This is a genomic window from Actinomycetospora sp. C-140, assembly GCF_054796175.1.
On record NZ_JBTWNF010000010.1, the window covers coordinates 208,349 to 222,774 of the forward strand.

The 14,426-nt window shown below is 72.9% G+C and carries 12 protein-coding genes and 1 other RNA gene; 5 read left to right on the forward strand and 8 right to left on the reverse strand.

Annotated elements, in window-relative coordinates:
- The first annotated feature begins 65 nt into the window (after nt 1-65).
- The gene (locus ACR9E3_RS18355) at nt 66-911 is read left to right on the forward strand and encodes a helix-turn-helix domain-containing protein (RefSeq protein WP_460381947.1); all 846 of its coding nucleotides are present in this window, start codon (nt 66-68) and stop codon (nt 909-911) included.
- On the opposite strand, the gene ACR9E3_RS18360 is transcribed toward ACR9E3_RS18355, so the two are convergent.
- From ACR9E3_RS18360 to ACR9E3_RS18385, 6 genes are all read right to left on the reverse strand, one after another.
- Nucleotides 901-2,142 carry an SLC13 family permease gene (locus tag ACR9E3_RS18360; RefSeq protein ID WP_460381948.1) on the reverse strand — a complete coding sequence of 414 codons (1,242 nt, stop codon included), beginning with the start codon at nt 2,140-2,142 and terminating at the stop codon, nt 901-903. The genes ACR9E3_RS18355 and ACR9E3_RS18360 overlap by 11 nt on opposite strands.
- Nucleotides 2,139-2,897 carry a sulfite exporter TauE/SafE family protein gene (locus tag ACR9E3_RS18365; protein ID WP_460381949.1) on the reverse strand — a complete coding sequence of 253 codons (759 nt, stop codon included), beginning with the start codon at nt 2,895-2,897 and terminating at the stop codon, nt 2,139-2,141. Before ACR9E3_RS18365 ends, ACR9E3_RS18360 begins: the two co-directional genes overlap by 4 nt.
- Before the next feature lie 87 nt (nt 2,898-2,984).
- Nucleotides 2,985-4,445: an OFA family MFS transporter gene (locus ACR9E3_RS18370; RefSeq protein WP_460381950.1), complete on the reverse strand. Its 1,461-nt coding sequence runs from the start codon at nt 4,443-4,445 to the stop codon at nt 2,985-2,987.
- Nucleotides 4,446-4,569: 124 nt separating this feature from the next.
- Complete coding sequence (locus ACR9E3_RS18375; RefSeq protein ID WP_460381951.1) at nt 4,570-6,744, reverse strand: acetate--CoA ligase family protein; 2,175 nt, start codon at nt 6,742-6,744, stop codon at nt 4,570-4,572.
- On the reverse strand, nt 6,744-7,973 hold the full coding sequence (gene frc, locus ACR9E3_RS18380) for a formyl-CoA transferase (protein WP_460381952.1): 1,230 nt from the start codon (nt 7,971-7,973) through the stop codon (nt 6,744-6,746). Before frc ends, ACR9E3_RS18375 begins: the two co-directional genes overlap by 1 nt.
- Before the next feature lie 26 nt (nt 7,974-7,999).
- Entirely contained in the window at nt 8,000-9,733 is a 1,734-nt protein-coding gene (locus ACR9E3_RS18385; RefSeq protein ID WP_460381953.1) for a thiamine pyrophosphate-binding protein, read from the reverse strand.
- A 210-nt stretch (nt 9,734-9,943) separates the two neighbouring features.
- Here ACR9E3_RS18385 and ACR9E3_RS18390 point away from each other — a divergent pair, with 210 nt between their 5' ends.
- Entirely contained in the window at nt 9,944-10,960 is a 1,017-nt protein-coding gene (locus ACR9E3_RS18390; RefSeq protein ID WP_460381954.1) for a 2-dehydropantoate 2-reductase, read from the forward strand.
- Between the two features lie 66 nt (nt 10,961-11,026).
- Nucleotides 11,027-12,457 carry an MFS transporter gene (locus ACR9E3_RS18395; protein ID WP_460381955.1) on the forward strand — a complete coding sequence of 477 codons (1,431 nt, stop codon included), beginning with the start codon at nt 11,027-11,029 and terminating at the stop codon, nt 12,455-12,457.
- Here ACR9E3_RS18395 and ACR9E3_RS18400 read toward each other — a convergent pair.
- Nucleotides 12,388-13,098: a GntR family transcriptional regulator gene (locus ACR9E3_RS18400; RefSeq protein WP_460381956.1), complete on the reverse strand. Its 711-nt coding sequence runs from the start codon at nt 13,096-13,098 to the stop codon at nt 12,388-12,390. The genes ACR9E3_RS18395 and ACR9E3_RS18400 overlap by 70 nt on opposite strands.
- A gap of 156 nt (nt 13,099-13,254) precedes the next feature.
- On the opposite strand from ACR9E3_RS18400, the gene rnpB reads away from it, so the two are divergent.
- Nucleotides 13,255-13,659: RNase P RNA component class A (gene rnpB, locus ACR9E3_RS18405), an RNA gene on the forward strand.
- 12 nt (nt 13,660-13,671) lie between these two features.
- On the opposite strand, the gene ACR9E3_RS18410 is transcribed toward rnpB, so the two are convergent.
- Complete coding sequence (locus ACR9E3_RS18410; protein WP_460381957.1) at nt 13,672-14,031, reverse strand: MmcQ/YjbR family DNA-binding protein; 360 nt, start codon at nt 14,029-14,031, stop codon at nt 13,672-13,674.
- A gap of 41 nt (nt 14,032-14,072) precedes the next feature.
- Here ACR9E3_RS18410 and ACR9E3_RS18415 point away from each other — a divergent pair, with 41 nt between their 5' ends.
- Nucleotides 14,073-14,423: a VOC family protein gene (locus tag ACR9E3_RS18415; RefSeq protein WP_460381958.1), complete on the forward strand. Its 351-nt coding sequence runs from the start codon at nt 14,073-14,075 to the stop codon at nt 14,421-14,423.
- Nucleotides 14,424-14,426: the final 3 nt, after the last annotated feature.

Below are 14,426 nucleotides of genomic sequence, written 5' to 3' on the forward strand. Positions count from 1 at the left end.
GCGACGGATCGTCCTGGTACACCGCGTACCCCCCACGGGGGGTCGCTCAGGCGCATGATCGGGTGATGAGCACCGGCGAGCTCGCGGCCGCCCTCCGCGCCTGGCGGGACCGCACCGACCCGACCCAGCTCGGCATGGCCGTCAACGCCCCCCGTCGCGCACCGGGTCTGCGGCGCGAGGAGCTGGCGCTGCTCGCCGGCATCTCGATCGACTACGTCGTGCGCCTCGAGCAGGGCCGCACCCGCACCCCGTCGGCGCAGGTGTGCGCCGCCCTGGCCCGCGCGCTGCGCCTGTCGGACGCCGAGCAGGCCCACCTGTTCCGCCTGGCCGGGCACGCCCCCGACCGCGGACGGATCTCCCGGCGCATCCCGGCCGGCGTGCGCCGCATCCTCGAGGCCCTGCACGACCACCCCGTCGGCGTCCTCGACGCGACCTGGACGCTGATCTCCTGGAACCCGCTCTACGCCGCGCTCATGGGCGACCCGACCGCCGTGGAGGAGCGGCGGCGCAACACGCTCTGGCGCCTGTTCACCGAGGGCGAGGCCGGCGACCGCGTCCGCCACACCGCCGAGGAACGTGACGCCCTCGCCCGCTCCCTGGTCGCCGACCTGCGCGGCAGCACGAGCCGCTATCCGGGCGACCCCGATCTGCGCGCGCTCATCGACGACCTCCACGACGCCAGCGTGGAGTTCCGGGCGCTCTGGGACTCCGGCGCCATCGCCGGGCACCACCAGAGCCACAAGACCGTCGTGCACCCCGACGTCGGCGACGTGGAGCTGGACTGCGACACCCTGACCACCGCCGAGGACGACCTGCGCCTGCTGGTCTTCACGCCCGCCGACGCCGACGCCCGCGGCCGGCTGGACCTGCTCGGCGCGGTGGGCACGGAGGTGATGGGCGTCAGCCGGTGACGGCCAGGGTGAGCCACAGCGCCCCCGTCGCCGCGACGACGCCCAGCGGGACGGTCGCGAGGCCCGCCACCGTGAACGTGCGCAGCGGTGCCGGCGTGCCGCGGGCGGCGAGGACCTGACGCCACAGCAGGGTCGCCAGCGACCCGACCGGCGTGAGGTTCGGGCCGATGTTGACGCCGACGAGGACGGCGAGCACGGCGCCCGTGGCCGGCGCCGGCCCGAGCGCGGCGAGCAGGACCAGCGTCGCGGGCAGGTTGTTGACGACGTTCGCGAGCACCGCCGCGATGGCCGCCAGCCCGAGCAGGGCCGCGAACGAGGTGCCGGTCGGCAGCACCCCGGCGACGAGGTCGCCGAGCCCCCGGTCGGTCACCGCCGCGACCACGACCCCCAGCGCCAGGACGAACAGGCAGAACAGCGGCGACGCCGCGAGCACCACGTCGCGCGCCCGCGAGCGCCGCGTCGCGACGGTCTTCACCGCCAGCACCAGGGCGCCCGCGACCGCGACCCAGACCGGCTCGATGCCCAGCGGCGACGAGGCCGCGAACCCGAGCAGCGTCGCGGCGAGCACGGCGACGGCGAACCGGGGGAGGGGCGGCTCCTCGGTCCCCGGTGGCTCCTCGGTCGGCGCGGCGAGGTCGGCGCGGAACGTCAGCCGCAGCCCCACGTACTCGACGACCAGCACCGCGAGCTGCGGCAGCAGCATCAGCCCCGCGAAACCGAGGAACGACAGGCCGGTGGCCTGCAGGGCGAGCAGGTTGGTCAGGTTCGCGACGGGAAGCAGCAGCGACCCGCTGTTCGCGAGGTGCGCGCACGCGAAGGCGTGCGGCGCGGGCCGGGCGGCCAGGCGGCGGGCCGTGTCGAGCACGACCGGGGTCAGCAGCACCACCGTCGCGTCGAGGCTCAGCACCGCCGTGGTCAGGGCCGCCGCGATGACGACCAGCAGGAACAGGCGCTGGGTGCGTCCGTGAGAGCGCCGGGCGAGCACGCCGCCGGCCCAGCGGAAGACGCCCTCGGCGTCGGCGAGATGGGCGAGCACCAGCACCGCGGCGAGGAATCCGACCGTCGGCCCGAGCTCGCTGACCTCCTGCCACGCCCGCTCCGGGGTGAGGAGCCCGACCGCGAGGACGACGACGGCCGCCGGCACCGCCGCGCTCGCCTCGGGCAGGCCCCGGGGCCGGGTGACCGCGACGACGAGGACGGCCGCGAGCAGCCCGACGGCGAGGGCGGTCACTTCAGGACGAGATAGATCGCCACCGCGACGCCGAGCACCACGACGCTCCAGCGCAGCACGCCGTCGGGCATCTTCTTGGCCACCGCCATGCCGAGGTAGCCGCCCACCAGCGTGGTGGGCGCGAGCAGCAGCACCGCGAGCCAGTCGACCGGCGCGAAGAGGGCGAACAGCACCACGGTCACGGTGCTCGTCACGAGCGAGAGCGCCACCTTCAGCGCGTTGAGCCGCTGGAGGGTGTCGTGGGCGAACAGGGACAGCACCGCGATGAGCACGACCCCGAGCGCCCCGCCGAAGTACCCGCCGTAGACCGCGGCGAGGAAGATCGCCGGGAGCAGCACCCGCGGGCTGTCCGCCGCCCGCTCCTCGCGCCGGGTCCACCTCTTGATCCACGGCTGCGCGCCGAGCGTGAGGCTCGCGAGGAGCACGAGCACGGGCACGACCGCGTCGAACACCGACTGCGGCAGGATCAGCAGCAGCGTGCAGCCGATCGCCGCGCCGAGGGCGGCGGCGATCGAGGTGGTGACCAGTCGCCGGCGCTGCTCGCGCAGGTCGCCCCGGGCGTTGACCACTGATCCGGCGTACCCGGGCCACTGCGAGACCGAGTTGGTGACGTTGGCGGGCAGCGGCGGCATCCCCACCGCGAGCAGCGCCGGGAACACGATGAGCGACCCGCCGCCGGCGACGGCGTTGACCGCCCCGGCGAGCAGGCCGAGCACCCCCAGCAGGAGGATTTCCCACACCGACGCGTCCGCCACGAGCGGACACGCTAACCCGCCGGGCGACCGCCCGGCGGACGCCCGGAGGCCGGTGCCCGGGATGTCCGGACACCGGCCCCGCGCGCCTCAGCTCTCCCGGCGGGTCGTGGCGTCGTCGGTCGCCATCGCGGTCGGGCCGGACGGTGCCGTCGGCGCCGTCGGTGCGGCCTCGGGCGCCCCGGCGGTCGCGACCGCCGGTACCGGCACCGCTCCGCCGCCACGGGGGCGGCCCGGCTGGCGCAGGATCGCGGCCGAGCCCGCGGAGACGAAGGCGATGATGCCCGCGATCGTGTACGCGCCGGTGTAGCCCCAGACCTCCACCACGTGGGAGGCGACGCCGAGCCCGAACAGGCCCCCGACCAGCTTCGCGCTGTACACGAGGCCGTAGTTGGTCGCGTTGTTGTTCTCGCCGAAGTAGTCCGGCGTGAGCGCGGCGAACATCGGGAAGAACGCGCCGCCGCCGAACCCGGCGACGAAGGCGAAGAACATGAACCCGATCTCGTTGCCGGAGTTCCCGCTCCAGAGCAGCCCGAACTGGGCGACGCCCTCGATCACCAGCACCAGGACGAGGGCCTGCTTCCGGCCCATCAGGTCGGACATCCAGCCGACGATGCCGCGCCCGACGCCGTTGACGAGCGAGAGCAGGCCGGCCGACGAGGCCGCGATGAACGGGCCGAAGCCGACCTCCTCGGCGAAGTCCACCTGGTAGCCGATCCCGAACAGCGAGACCCCGCCGATGATCGCCAGCGAGAGCCACATCAGGGGCAGCTGGCCGGTCTTGATGGCCTCCATCGGCGTGTACTGGCGCACCGCAGGCGGGTTCTTGCGCAGGCTGCGTTCCTTCTTCGGGTCGGTGGTGGCGGTGGTCAACGGGTCGACGTCGGCAGGCCACCAGTTCTTCGGGGGGTCCTTGAACAGGATCGCGCAGACGGCGACGACGACCAGCATGTAGACGCCGACGAGCACCAGCACGAGCGTGAAGGTGTCCTTGTCGAACAGGTAGCTGAACACGAAGATGAACGGGAGCGCGCCGTAGGCGAACCCGCCGTTGACGAACCCGGTCTTGCCGCCGCGCTTCTCCGGATACCACTTGCCCACGGTGTTGATACAGGTGGCGTAGATGAGACCGGCGCCGGTGCCGCCGATCACGGAGTAGAAGAGGAAGTTCAGCACCAGGTTGCTGGTCACCCCGAGGACGGCGAAGGCGAAGAAGACGCACACGGCGCCGATGAACAGCGCCGTGCGGGCCGAGACCTTGCCCTGCTCCCGCAGCCGTCCGGCCGGGAAGGCGACGCCGGCCTGGAACACGGTCCAGACGGCCACGAGCCAGAAGGCCTGCGAGAGGCTCCAGCCGTGCACGTCCTCGAGGGTCGACTCGGCCGCGCCGTAGCCGTACTCGAAGACGCTGATGCCCATCATCGCCATCCAGGGCAGCAGGACCATCCACCGCCGGCGTACGCCGAGAATCTGTTCCGGTGTCTCACCGACGCGGTAGACGCGTCCTCGGGCGTCGGTGATCTCGCGATAGGGGGGATCCGTGACGGTCACGATGGCTCCTTCGACAAGGTGACGAGAAGGGCGACCTCCGTCGCTCATCAGGGGCGGGCCGGTCGACGTGGTGTCGTGCCGACGGTCGAGGCGCGGGAGTGCGCGTCGACGGACTGGCGGAAGGTCAGACGACCGGGAGGAGCCCCGCGGACCTCGCCCAGCGGTACTTGGCGCCGAGCACGGCCACGGGCTTCTCGGTGGTGTACGGGTGCGCGACCACCCCGTGGTCGAAGAGGTACTGACTGGCCTCCTCGACCTCGGTGTCGCCCGCGAGCGAGGCCACGACCGGCTTGTGGATCCCCTCGTCCCTGGCTTCGGCGACCACCCGGGCCGTGAGCTCGGCGAACACCATCGGCGGGGTGACGATGGTGTGCCAGTAGCCGAGGACGAGGGCGTGGATCCGGGGGTCGCGCAGGCCCAGGCGGATCGTCTGCTCGTAGGTGCTCGGCGGCTCCCCGCCGGTGATGTCGATGGGGTTGCCGGCCGCCCCGAACGGCGGGATGTAGGTGCGGAACGCCGCGTCCAGGTCCGGGGGGATGTCCATGAGCGTCAGCCCGTTGTCGACGCAGGCGTCCGAGAGCAGCACCCCCGAGCCGCCGGCACCCGTGATGATCACGACGTTCTCGCCGCGCGGCGTCGGCAGCACGGGCAGGCCCCGGGCGTACTCGAGCATGTCGTTGAGCCCGGGGGCCCGGATCACGCCCGCCTGCCGCAGGATGTCGTCGTAGACCTGGTCGTCGCCGGCCAGCGCGCCGGTGTGGGAGCCCGCGGCGCGCGCCCCCATCGCGGTGCGGCCCGCCTTGAGCACGACCACCGGCTTCTTCGCGGTCACACGCCGGGCGGTCTCGACGAAGGCCCGCCCGTCCTTGAGGTCCTCGAGGTGCATGGCGACGCAGGCGGTGTCCTCGTCGGCCTCGAAGTAGGTGAGCAGGTCGTCCTCGTCGACGTCGGACTTGTTGCCGAGGCCGACGATGGCCGAGACGCCCATCTTCGTGGTGCGGGCGAACCCCAGGATCGCCATCCCGATGCCGCCGCTCTGGGAGGTCAGCGCGACGCCGCCCTTGACGTCGTACGGGGTGCAGAACGTCGCGCAGAGGTCCTGGTGGGTCGAGTAGTAGCCGTAGATGTTCGGCCCGAGCAGGCGCACCCCGTGCTCGGCGGCGGTGGCCACCAGCTGCTGCTGCAGCTCCGCCTCGCCGATCTCGGCGAAGCCGGAGGGGATGAGCACCGCGACGGGGATGCCCTTGCGCCCGACCTGCTCGACCTGGGCGGCCACCAGCTTGGCCGGGACCGCGAAGACGGCCACGTCGACGTCACCGGGGATGTCGGTGACCGAGGCGTAGGCGCGCAGGCCGAGGATCTCGTCGGCCTTGGGGTTCACCGGGTGGATCTCGCCGGCGAAGCCGCCGTCGACGAGGTTCCGCATCACGGAGTTGCCGATCTTCCCGTGCTCCGCGGACGCCCCGATCACCGCGACCGAGCGGGGCCGCATGAGCCGGGTCATCGTCGCGAGCATCTCGTGCTGCTCGTACTGCACCGGCCGGGGCGGGATCGCGTCGTCGAGCACGACGCGCACGTCGGCGGCGACGGCGCCGTCGGGCGTGGCGAAGACCGGGTTGAGGTCGAACTCGCGGATCGCGGGGAAGTCGGCGACGAGGTCGGACAGCCGCCGGATGACGTCGGCGAGCGCGTCGGCGTCCACCGGGTCGGCGCCGCGGGTGCCGCGCAGCACGTCGGCGGCCGCGATGTCGTTGAGCATGCCCCGGGCGGTCGCGGTGTCCACCGGCGCCAGCCGGAAGGTGGCGTCGCGCAGGACCTCGACGAGGACGCCGCCGAGGCCGAACACGACGAGCTTGCCGAACGTCGGGTCGGTGGTGGCGCCGACGATGACCTCCTGGCCGCCGCCGACCATCTGCTGGACCTGGACCCCGTGGATGCGCGCCGTGGGGTCGTACGCGGACGCCGCGGCGAGGATCTCGCCGTGCACCCGGCGGACGTCGGCCTCACCCCGCACGTCGACGCGCACCCCGCCCGCCTCGGTCTTGTGCAGGATGTCCGGCGACACGATCTTGAGGACGACCGGGCCGCCCATGTCGGCGGCCAGCGCGACCGCCTCGTCGGCCGTCGTCGCCAGGCCCTCGCCGGGCGTGGGGATGCCGTAGGCCTCGCACACCCGCCGGCCCTCGGGCGCGGTGAGCGACCCACGGCCCTCGCGGCGGGCGGTGTCGAGGACCGCGCGCACGGTGTCGCGGTCGTGGACGGCCGCGGTGGTCGTCCCGATCTCGGTGGTGATGGCCATCAGATGACTCCGTCCGCCTGCAGCGCGGCGAACTGCTCGGCGTCGAGGCCGAGCCGCTCGCGGAAGATCCGCTCGTTGTCCTGGCCGAGCAGCGGGGAGGTCTCGACCTTCACCGGGGACTCGGAGAGCTTGATCGGGCACCCGACCGTGCGGAACGAGCCGCGCTGCGGGTGGTCGACCGTGACGATCATGTTGTTGTCGGCGAGGGACGAGTCCTCGATGAGCTCGCGGGTCGAGAGGATCGGACCGCACGGCACGTCGTGGGCGTTGAGGGCGGCGAGCACCTCCCACTTCCCGTGGTTGATCGACCACTCCTCGATCAACTGGAACATCTTGTCCAGCTTCGGGAGCCGCACCTCGGGCGTGGACCACTCGGGATCGTCGGCGAGCTCGGGCCGCCCGATCAGCTCGGCGATCGGTCGCCACCCCGGCGGCTGGACGATCACGTACACGTAGTCGTTCGGCCCGCCCGGCGCGCAGCGCACCGCCCACCCGGGCTGCCCGCCGCCGGAGGCGTTGCCGGAGCGCGGGACCTCGTCGCCGAACTCGTCGTTCGGGTACTCGGACAGCGGCCCGTGGGTGAGGCGCTGCTGGTCGCGCAGCTTGACCCGGCAGAGGTTGAGCACCGAGTGCTGCATGGCGACGGTGACCCGCTGCCCGCGCTCGGTCCGCTCGCGCTGGAACAGGGCGGCGAGGATGCCGGCCACGGTGTGGATCCCGGTGCCGGAGTCGCCGATCTGCGCGCCGGTGGCCGTGGGCGGGCCGTCCTCGGAGCCGGTCGTGCTCATCGAGCCGCCCATCGCCTGGGCGACGACCTCGTAGGCCTTGAAGTGGGTGTACGGACCGTCGCCGAAGCCCTTGATGGAGGCGTAGACGAGGCGCGGGTTGATCTCCCGCAGCCGGTCCCACGTGAACCCCATGCGGTCGACGGCGCCCGGTCCGAAGTTCTCGACCAGGACGTCGGCCGAGGCCACGAGCTCGGTGAACAGTTCCTTGCCGCGGTCGGACTTCATGTTCAGCGTGATGCTGTGCTTGTTGCAGTTCAGCATCGTGAAATAGAGGCTGTCCACGTCGGGCAGGTCGCGCAGTTGTCGTCGGGTGATGTCGCCACCCGGCGATTCGAGCTTCACGACCTCGGCGCCGAGCCAGGCCAGAATCTGCGTGGCCGACGGTCCGGACTGGACGTGGGTCATGTCGAGGACGCGGACGCCCTCCAGTGCCTTGTCCATGAATGTGTTCCCCGTCCGTGAGCAGGTCACTTGTACATCGTCTGGTTCATCGTTCCCGGGGCGTAGACCTCCGGATCGACCCAGACGTTGATGAGCGAGGGCTTGCCGGATTCGCGCGCCCGCTGGAGCGCGGGGGCGATGTCGGCGGGGTCGCGGACCTCTTCGCCGTACCCGCCGAGCATGCGGGCGAACTGGTCGTAGGGCACGTCGCCGAGGGAATTGCCGACGCGTCCGCGGTCGCGGCCGTACTTCTGTTCCTGGCCGTACCGGATCTGGTTCATCGAGGAGTTGTTGCCGACGATCCCGACGAACGGGAGATCGAAGCGCACCATGGTCTCGAAGTCCCAGCCGGTGAGGCTGAGCGCGCCGTCGCCGAACAGGCAGACGACCTCCTTGTCGGGACGGGCGTGCTTCGTGGCCATCGCGAACGGCACCCCCACGCCGAGCGTCCCGAGCGGGCCGGGGTCCATCCAGTGGCCGGGCGACTTCGGCTGCACGACCTGACCGGAGAAGGTGACGATGTCGCCGCCGTCGCCGATGTAGATCGAGTCCTCGGTGAGGAACTCGTTGATCTCGTGCACGAGCCGGTAGGGGTCGATGGGGGAGGCGTCCGAGTGCTGCCGCGGCAGCCGCTTGCGGTAGGCCTCGTCCTCCACGTTCCGCAGCTCGGCGATCCACTCCCGGCGGGCGGTCGTGGCGGCGTTCCGCCCGCCCGCGGCGTCGGCGACCGCCGAGAGCACGGTGCCGGCGTCGCCGACGATGCCGAGGTCGATGTCGCGGTTCTTGCCGACCGTGCGGTAGTCGAGGTCGATCTGGACCAGCGTCGCGTCCGGCGAGAGCCGCTTGCCGTAACCCATCCGGAAGTCGAACGGCGTGCCGACGATGATGATCAGGTCGGCGTTGTCGAAGGCGTAGCGCCGGGCGAGCTGGAAGTGCATCGGGTCGTCCGGCGGCAGGGTGCCCCGGCCGGCGCCGTTCATGAAGGCGGGCACCGCGAGCTCGCGGACGAAGCGGATCGCGTCGTCGGTGGCCCGGCACGTCCAGACCTGGTTGCCGAGCAGGACGCAGGGCTTCTCGGCCCGGCTGACGAGCTCGGCGAGGCGCTCGACGTCCGCGGGGTCCCCGAGCGAGCGGCGGGAGGCGCGGTAGGCGCCGGGTGACGGGACACGGGCCTTCTCGACCGGCACCCGGGCGTCGAGGACGTCGCGGGGGATCTCGAGGAAGCTCGGTCCCGGGGCGCCGTGGAAGCACTCGCGGAAGGCCATCGAGACCATGTCGGCCGCGCGTGCCGTGCCGGGCACCGTCGCGGCGAACTTCGTGATCGGCGACATCATGTCGACGTGGGGGAGGTCCTGCAGGGACCCCATCCGGTGCTGGCTCAGCGCCCCCTGACCGCCGATGAGCAGCATCGGGCTCTCGGCGCGGAAGGCGTTCGCGACGCCGGTGACGGCGTCGCTCGTGCCGGGGCCCGCGGTCACGACCGCACAGCCGGGCCGGCCGGTGATGCGGGCGTGGGCGTCCGCGGCGTGCGCCGCCACCTGCTCGTGACGGACGTCGACCACGTCGATGCCCTCGTCGACGCAGCCGTCGTAGATGTCGATGATGTGCCCGCCGCAGAGCGTGTAGATCGTGTCCACGCCCTCGGCCTTGAGCGCCTTCGCCACGAGGTGGCCGCCGGAGATCTGTTCCGGGGGCGCTGCGGCCTCCCGCGGTTCGCCGGCACCGTTCGTGGGGGGTGCGGCGGGGGACGTCTGTGTCATCGCGGGCTCACTCCTCGTCGGCGGGGTGTGACCGTTCCCTCGGTCGTTCAAGATCACATACTGCATACCGTATGGAGGTGGTACACCTCACTCCGTGCTCGTGTCCAGGGGTCCCGGTCGCCGACCGTGGTCCCGTGGTCGCTCGACGTAGGCGCTGACCTGCGAGGACGGGTGTACGGAAGAAAGACGACGAACGGGACGGAGAACCACGTGAAGGTTGCGATCCTGGGAGCCGGGGCGATCGGTGCCTACGTCGGCGCGTGCCTGTCGCGGGCCGGTGCGGACGTGCACCTGGTCGCCCGCGGGGCGAACCTCGAGGCGCTGCGGCGCGACGGCGTCCGGGTGCAGAGCGCCCGCGGCGACTTCGTGGCGCACCCGCCGGCCACCGACGACCCGGCCGAGATCGGTCCGGTCGACCACGTCGTGCTGGGGCTCAAGGCGAACGCCTACGCCGCCGCCGGGCCGATGGTGCGCCCGTTGCTGCACGCGACGACCTCGGTGGTCGCCGCCCAGAACGGCATCCCGTGGTGGTACTTCCACGGGCTGGGCGGCCCGTACGACGGGCGGCGGATCGAGGCCGTCGACCGCGACGGGGCGGTGAGTGCGGCGCTCCCGCCCGAGCGCGCGATCGGGTGCGTCGTCTACGCGGCCACCGAGCTCGCCGCGCCGGGCGTGGTCCGGCACGTCGAAGGGACCCGGTTCTCGGTCGGGGAGCCCGACGGCAGCGCTTCCGCCCGCTGCGCGGAGTTCGCGGAAGCGATGCAGGCCGGTGGCCTCCGCTGCCCGGTGGAGCCCGACATCCGCGACGACATCTGGGTCAAGCTGATGGGCAACATCTCGTTCAACCCGATCAGCGCCCTGACCCGCGCCACGATGGCCGGCATCTGCCGCCACGACGGCGCCCGCGAGCTGGTGCGCTCGATGATGGAGGAGACGCTGGTCGTCGCCCGCCGCCTCGGGGCCGATCCGTCGGTCTCCGTCGAGCGCCGTCTCGCCGGGGCCGAGCGCGTCGGCGAGCACAAGACCTCGACCCTCCAGGACCTCGAGCGCGGCCGGTCGCTCGAGCTCGACGTCCTGCTGCACGCGGTCGTCGAGCTCGCCGACCTCACCGAGACCGAGGTGCCGACGCTGCGCGCGGTCGCCGCCCTGACCGACCTGCTCGACCAGGGGCTTGCTCCCGGGGCCGTCCCGCCGGCGCCGTCCGCGGCCGACGCAGGGGTCGCCTGACGAGGGGTCTTGTGCTCCAGGTCACGCTTCCTCCACTCTGTGCATACAGTATGGAAGGAGCTCGCGATGATCGTCGACGACGGGCGGACCGTGCACGAGGTGCGTGACTGCGACGGCCGGCGCTACCGCACGGGCGAGGATCCCCGCGATCTCCTCGGCCGTCCCCGGGGGTCGGTCCTGGCGGCGTCAGCCGCGGCGATGGCGGCGGTGGGCGTCATGCAGTACGGCTTCGGGGCGGTGGCCCCCGCGCTGATCGCGGCGCGCGGCTGGGGTCTCGAGGGCACGTTCTGGCTGCTCGCGGGCTGGATCGTGTTCCAGGCCGGCGCCGGCTTCCCGGTCGCGACCCTGCACGGGCGGCGCGCCGTGCGGCCGCGCTCGCTGATGGTCGCGGCCGCCCTCCTGTGCGGGCTCGGTCTCGTCGGGCTCGGGGTGGGCGGTCCGCTCGGCGCCGTGGCGTACGCGGTCCTCGGCGGCAGCGGTGCCGGGATCGTGTACGCGACCTGCAGCTCCGTGGTCGCCGCCTGGTACCCGGAACGGGCTCCGCACCGGGTGAGCCTCGTGACCGGGGCGTTCGCCCTCGGCTCCCTGCCGGTGGTCGTGGCCGTCGTCGTCGCGCTCGATCCCGCCGCGCTGGGGCCGGTGCTCGTCGTCGCCGGCTTCGCGGTCCTGGTCGTCGTCGCCGCCGCGGGCGTGTTCCTCGCCGATCCGCCGCCGCACTGGTGGCCCGCCGACGTGGATCCGCGTCGCTGGGCGCTGCGTCGCGGCCCGTCACGGCTGCAGAACCCGGCCTCCGGGCGCTCGTACACCCCGCGGCAGGCCCTGCACACCCGTGCCCTGCCGCTCGTCGCGGTCGTCCTCGCCGCCGCGGTCGCGGTGTCGCTGCTCGACGCCGCCTTCCTCGTCGTCCTCGCCCTCGGGCTCGGCGCCGGTCCCGGGCCGGTCGTGCTCGCCGCCGCCCTGCTCGTCGGGTTCGCGGGCTGTGGGCGCTCGGTGGCCGTCACGGTCGCCGACCGTGTCGGGGCGGTCCGCACGATCAGCGCGGTGCTCCTGGTGCAGGCGGTCGCACAGGCCGTGCTCGCGACGGCGGCGGCCTCGGGATCGGTGGGCCTCGTCGTGGCCGGTGGTGCGCTCGCCGGCGCCGGGGGAGGAGCGTTCTATCCGTTGTTCGCCGGGCTGACCCGCGAGTTCTTCGGCCGGGACAGCGCCGTGGAGGTGCACGCGGTCGTCTACAGCGCGAAGGCCGTCGGCGGCGTGCTCGGCGTCGGGACGGCCGCGACCGTCGTGACCCAGTGGGGATTCGCCGCGGCGTTCGGTCTCGCCGTGGCGGTGTCCGCGGCGGCGGCGATGGGCGCCCGGGCCTTCACCCGCCCCGGTCTGCCGTGCACCCTGCCCGGCACCGTCGTGCGGGTCGTCGCGGGCGGGCCGGGTCAGCGCGCGTTCTCGAGCTCCTCCGCGCCCGAGGCGTCGACGCCGTCCTCCTCGGCCGCGGCCAGGTAGGACCGCCGGGTCTCCTCGGTGTGGGCGCGCATCACCGAGGAGGCCTCCTCGGTGTCACCGGCGGCGATCGCCTCGATGAGCGCGGCGTGCTCGTCCCAGGAGCGCGCCCCGCGGCGCTGCGCGACCGAGGCGTAGTACCAGCGGACCCGCCGGTCGACCTGCGCCGCGAGCTCGATGAGCACGTCGTTGCCCGACGCCCGCGTGACGGCCCGGTGGAACTCCGCGTTGGCCTCGACGATCCCGTCGCGGTCGTCGGCCTCCACCGTCGCGACGCCCCGTTGCCACAGCTCCCGCAGGTTCGCGACGTCGGCCTCGGCGGCGTTGGCCGCCGCGAGCCGGGCGGCCTCGGTCTCGAGCAGGGAGCGCACGCTCAGCAGCTGCTCGGCCTCCTGGGGGGTCGGGGCGTGCACGAACGCGCCGTAGCCGGGACGCAGCTCGACCCAGCCGTCGTTCTTCAGCCACTGCAGGGCCTCGCGCACCGGCTGCCGCGACACGCCGAGCGTCGCGGCCAGCTCGGCCTCGGCGAGGTGCTGGCCGGGCGCCAGGCTGCGGGACACGATCATCTCGAGGATCGCCTCGTACACGCTCTCGCGCAGCGGCACCGGGCGCGCAATCCGCCGCGAGGTGTCCGGTGGCGTCACGTCGGGCCCCCTCCCTCGGCCCCGAGGGGCCGGGCTTCGTACACGGACGACAGCATACGACGTACCGCGGAGCGGGGTCCGGGCGCGACCCCCGGATCGTGCGCGGAGAGTCACCGCCACCGCCGGCGCCCGGGTGTCGTAGCCTGGTCCGGCGGACGAGTCGGCCGGGCGACCGCGGCGGGCCCCACGAGGGCCCGTCGAGGAAAGTCCGGACTCCACAGGGCAGGGTGGTTGCCAACAGCAACCCGGGGTGACCCGCGGGACAGTGCCACAGAGAACAGACCGCCACCGGGTCCGCCCGGTGGTCAGGGTGAAACGGTGGTGTAAGAGACCACCAGCGTCCTGGGTGACCAGGACGGCTCGGTAAACCCCACCCGGAGCAAGGTCAAGAAGGCCGGTCCGCGAGGACCGGCCGCGCAGGTCGTCCGAGGGCTGCCCGCCCGAGACCTGCGGGTAGACCGCTGGAGCCCGCCGGCGACGGCGGGCCGAGATGGATGGTCGCCGCCCACGCTCCCGCGAGGGACGTGGGCACAGGATCCGGCTTACAGGCCGACTCGTCCGCCCCGCCCGACCTCACCCCGGTCCGTCGGGGTGGGCCAGGTCGTAGGCCCGCGAGAGCTTCTTCGGCACGACCATGCGCCAGGCGTCGACGACGAACTCCCGGGCCTCGGCCGGGTCGAGGGTCGCAAGGTCGGACTCCACCCAGTGGAAGCGCAGCTCCGAGGGCCGCGGCAGGTGGAAGCGGTGCGGCTCGGCCTCGACGAGCGCCGCCCGCTCGTCCTTCGGGAACGCGAAGCCCATCTCCGTCTCGTCCAGCGAGAACGCGACGTAGACGATCTGGCCGACGCGGAACCGCAGACGCCCGCGGACGTACACGAGGTACGAGCGCTCCAGGCTCGACCCCAGGGCCCGCACGTCCTCGACCTCGGCCACGGGACAGAGCATGTTCCCCGGAGACGACCGAAGGGGAGAGCATGCGCGTCACGACCTTCTACGCCGACCTGCGGGTGCCCGACATCGCCGCGGCCCGGGATTTCTACGCCGGCTATCTGGGGATGGACCACGAGGAGATCAACATGGACTGGGTGACCCGGTTCTCCTCCGACGCCGGCGCGAGCGTCCAGCTCGTCACCCGCGACAAGACGGCCCCGGAGGACCCGGTGGCGTCGGTGAAGGTCGACGACGTCGAGGCGGCGTACGGAGAGGCGCAGCAGCGCGGGTACGAGATCGTGCACCCTCTGACCACCGAACCGTGGGGCGTGCGCCGGTTCTTCGTGCGCGCGCCCGACGGCAACGTCCTCAACATCGTCCAGCACGTGGATTGAGCT

What these genes read in the sequence shown, in the direction of transcription:
- ACR9E3_RS18355 (WP_460381947.1), top strand. Translation starts at nt 66, where the DNA reads ATGAGCACCGGCGAGCTCGCGGCCGCCCTCCGCGCCTGGCGGGACCGC.
- ACR9E3_RS18375 (WP_460381951.1), bottom strand. Translation starts at nt 6,744, where the DNA reads ATGGCCATCACCACCGAGATCGGGACGACCACCGCGGCCGTCCACGAC.
- frc (WP_460381952.1), bottom strand. Translation starts at nt 7,973, where the DNA reads ATGGACAAGGCACTGGAGGGCGTCCGCGTCCTCGACATGACCCACGTC.
- ACR9E3_RS18385 (WP_460381953.1), bottom strand. Translation starts at nt 9,733, where the DNA reads ATGACACAGACGTCCCCCGCCGCACCCCCCACGAACGGTGCCGGCGAA.
- ACR9E3_RS18395 (WP_460381955.1), top strand. Translation starts at nt 11,027, where the DNA reads ATGATCGTCGACGACGGGCGGACCGTGCACGAGGTGCGTGACTGCGAC.
- ACR9E3_RS18415 (WP_460381958.1), top strand. Translation starts at nt 14,073, where the DNA reads ATGCGCGTCACGACCTTCTACGCCGACCTGCGGGTGCCCGACATCGCC.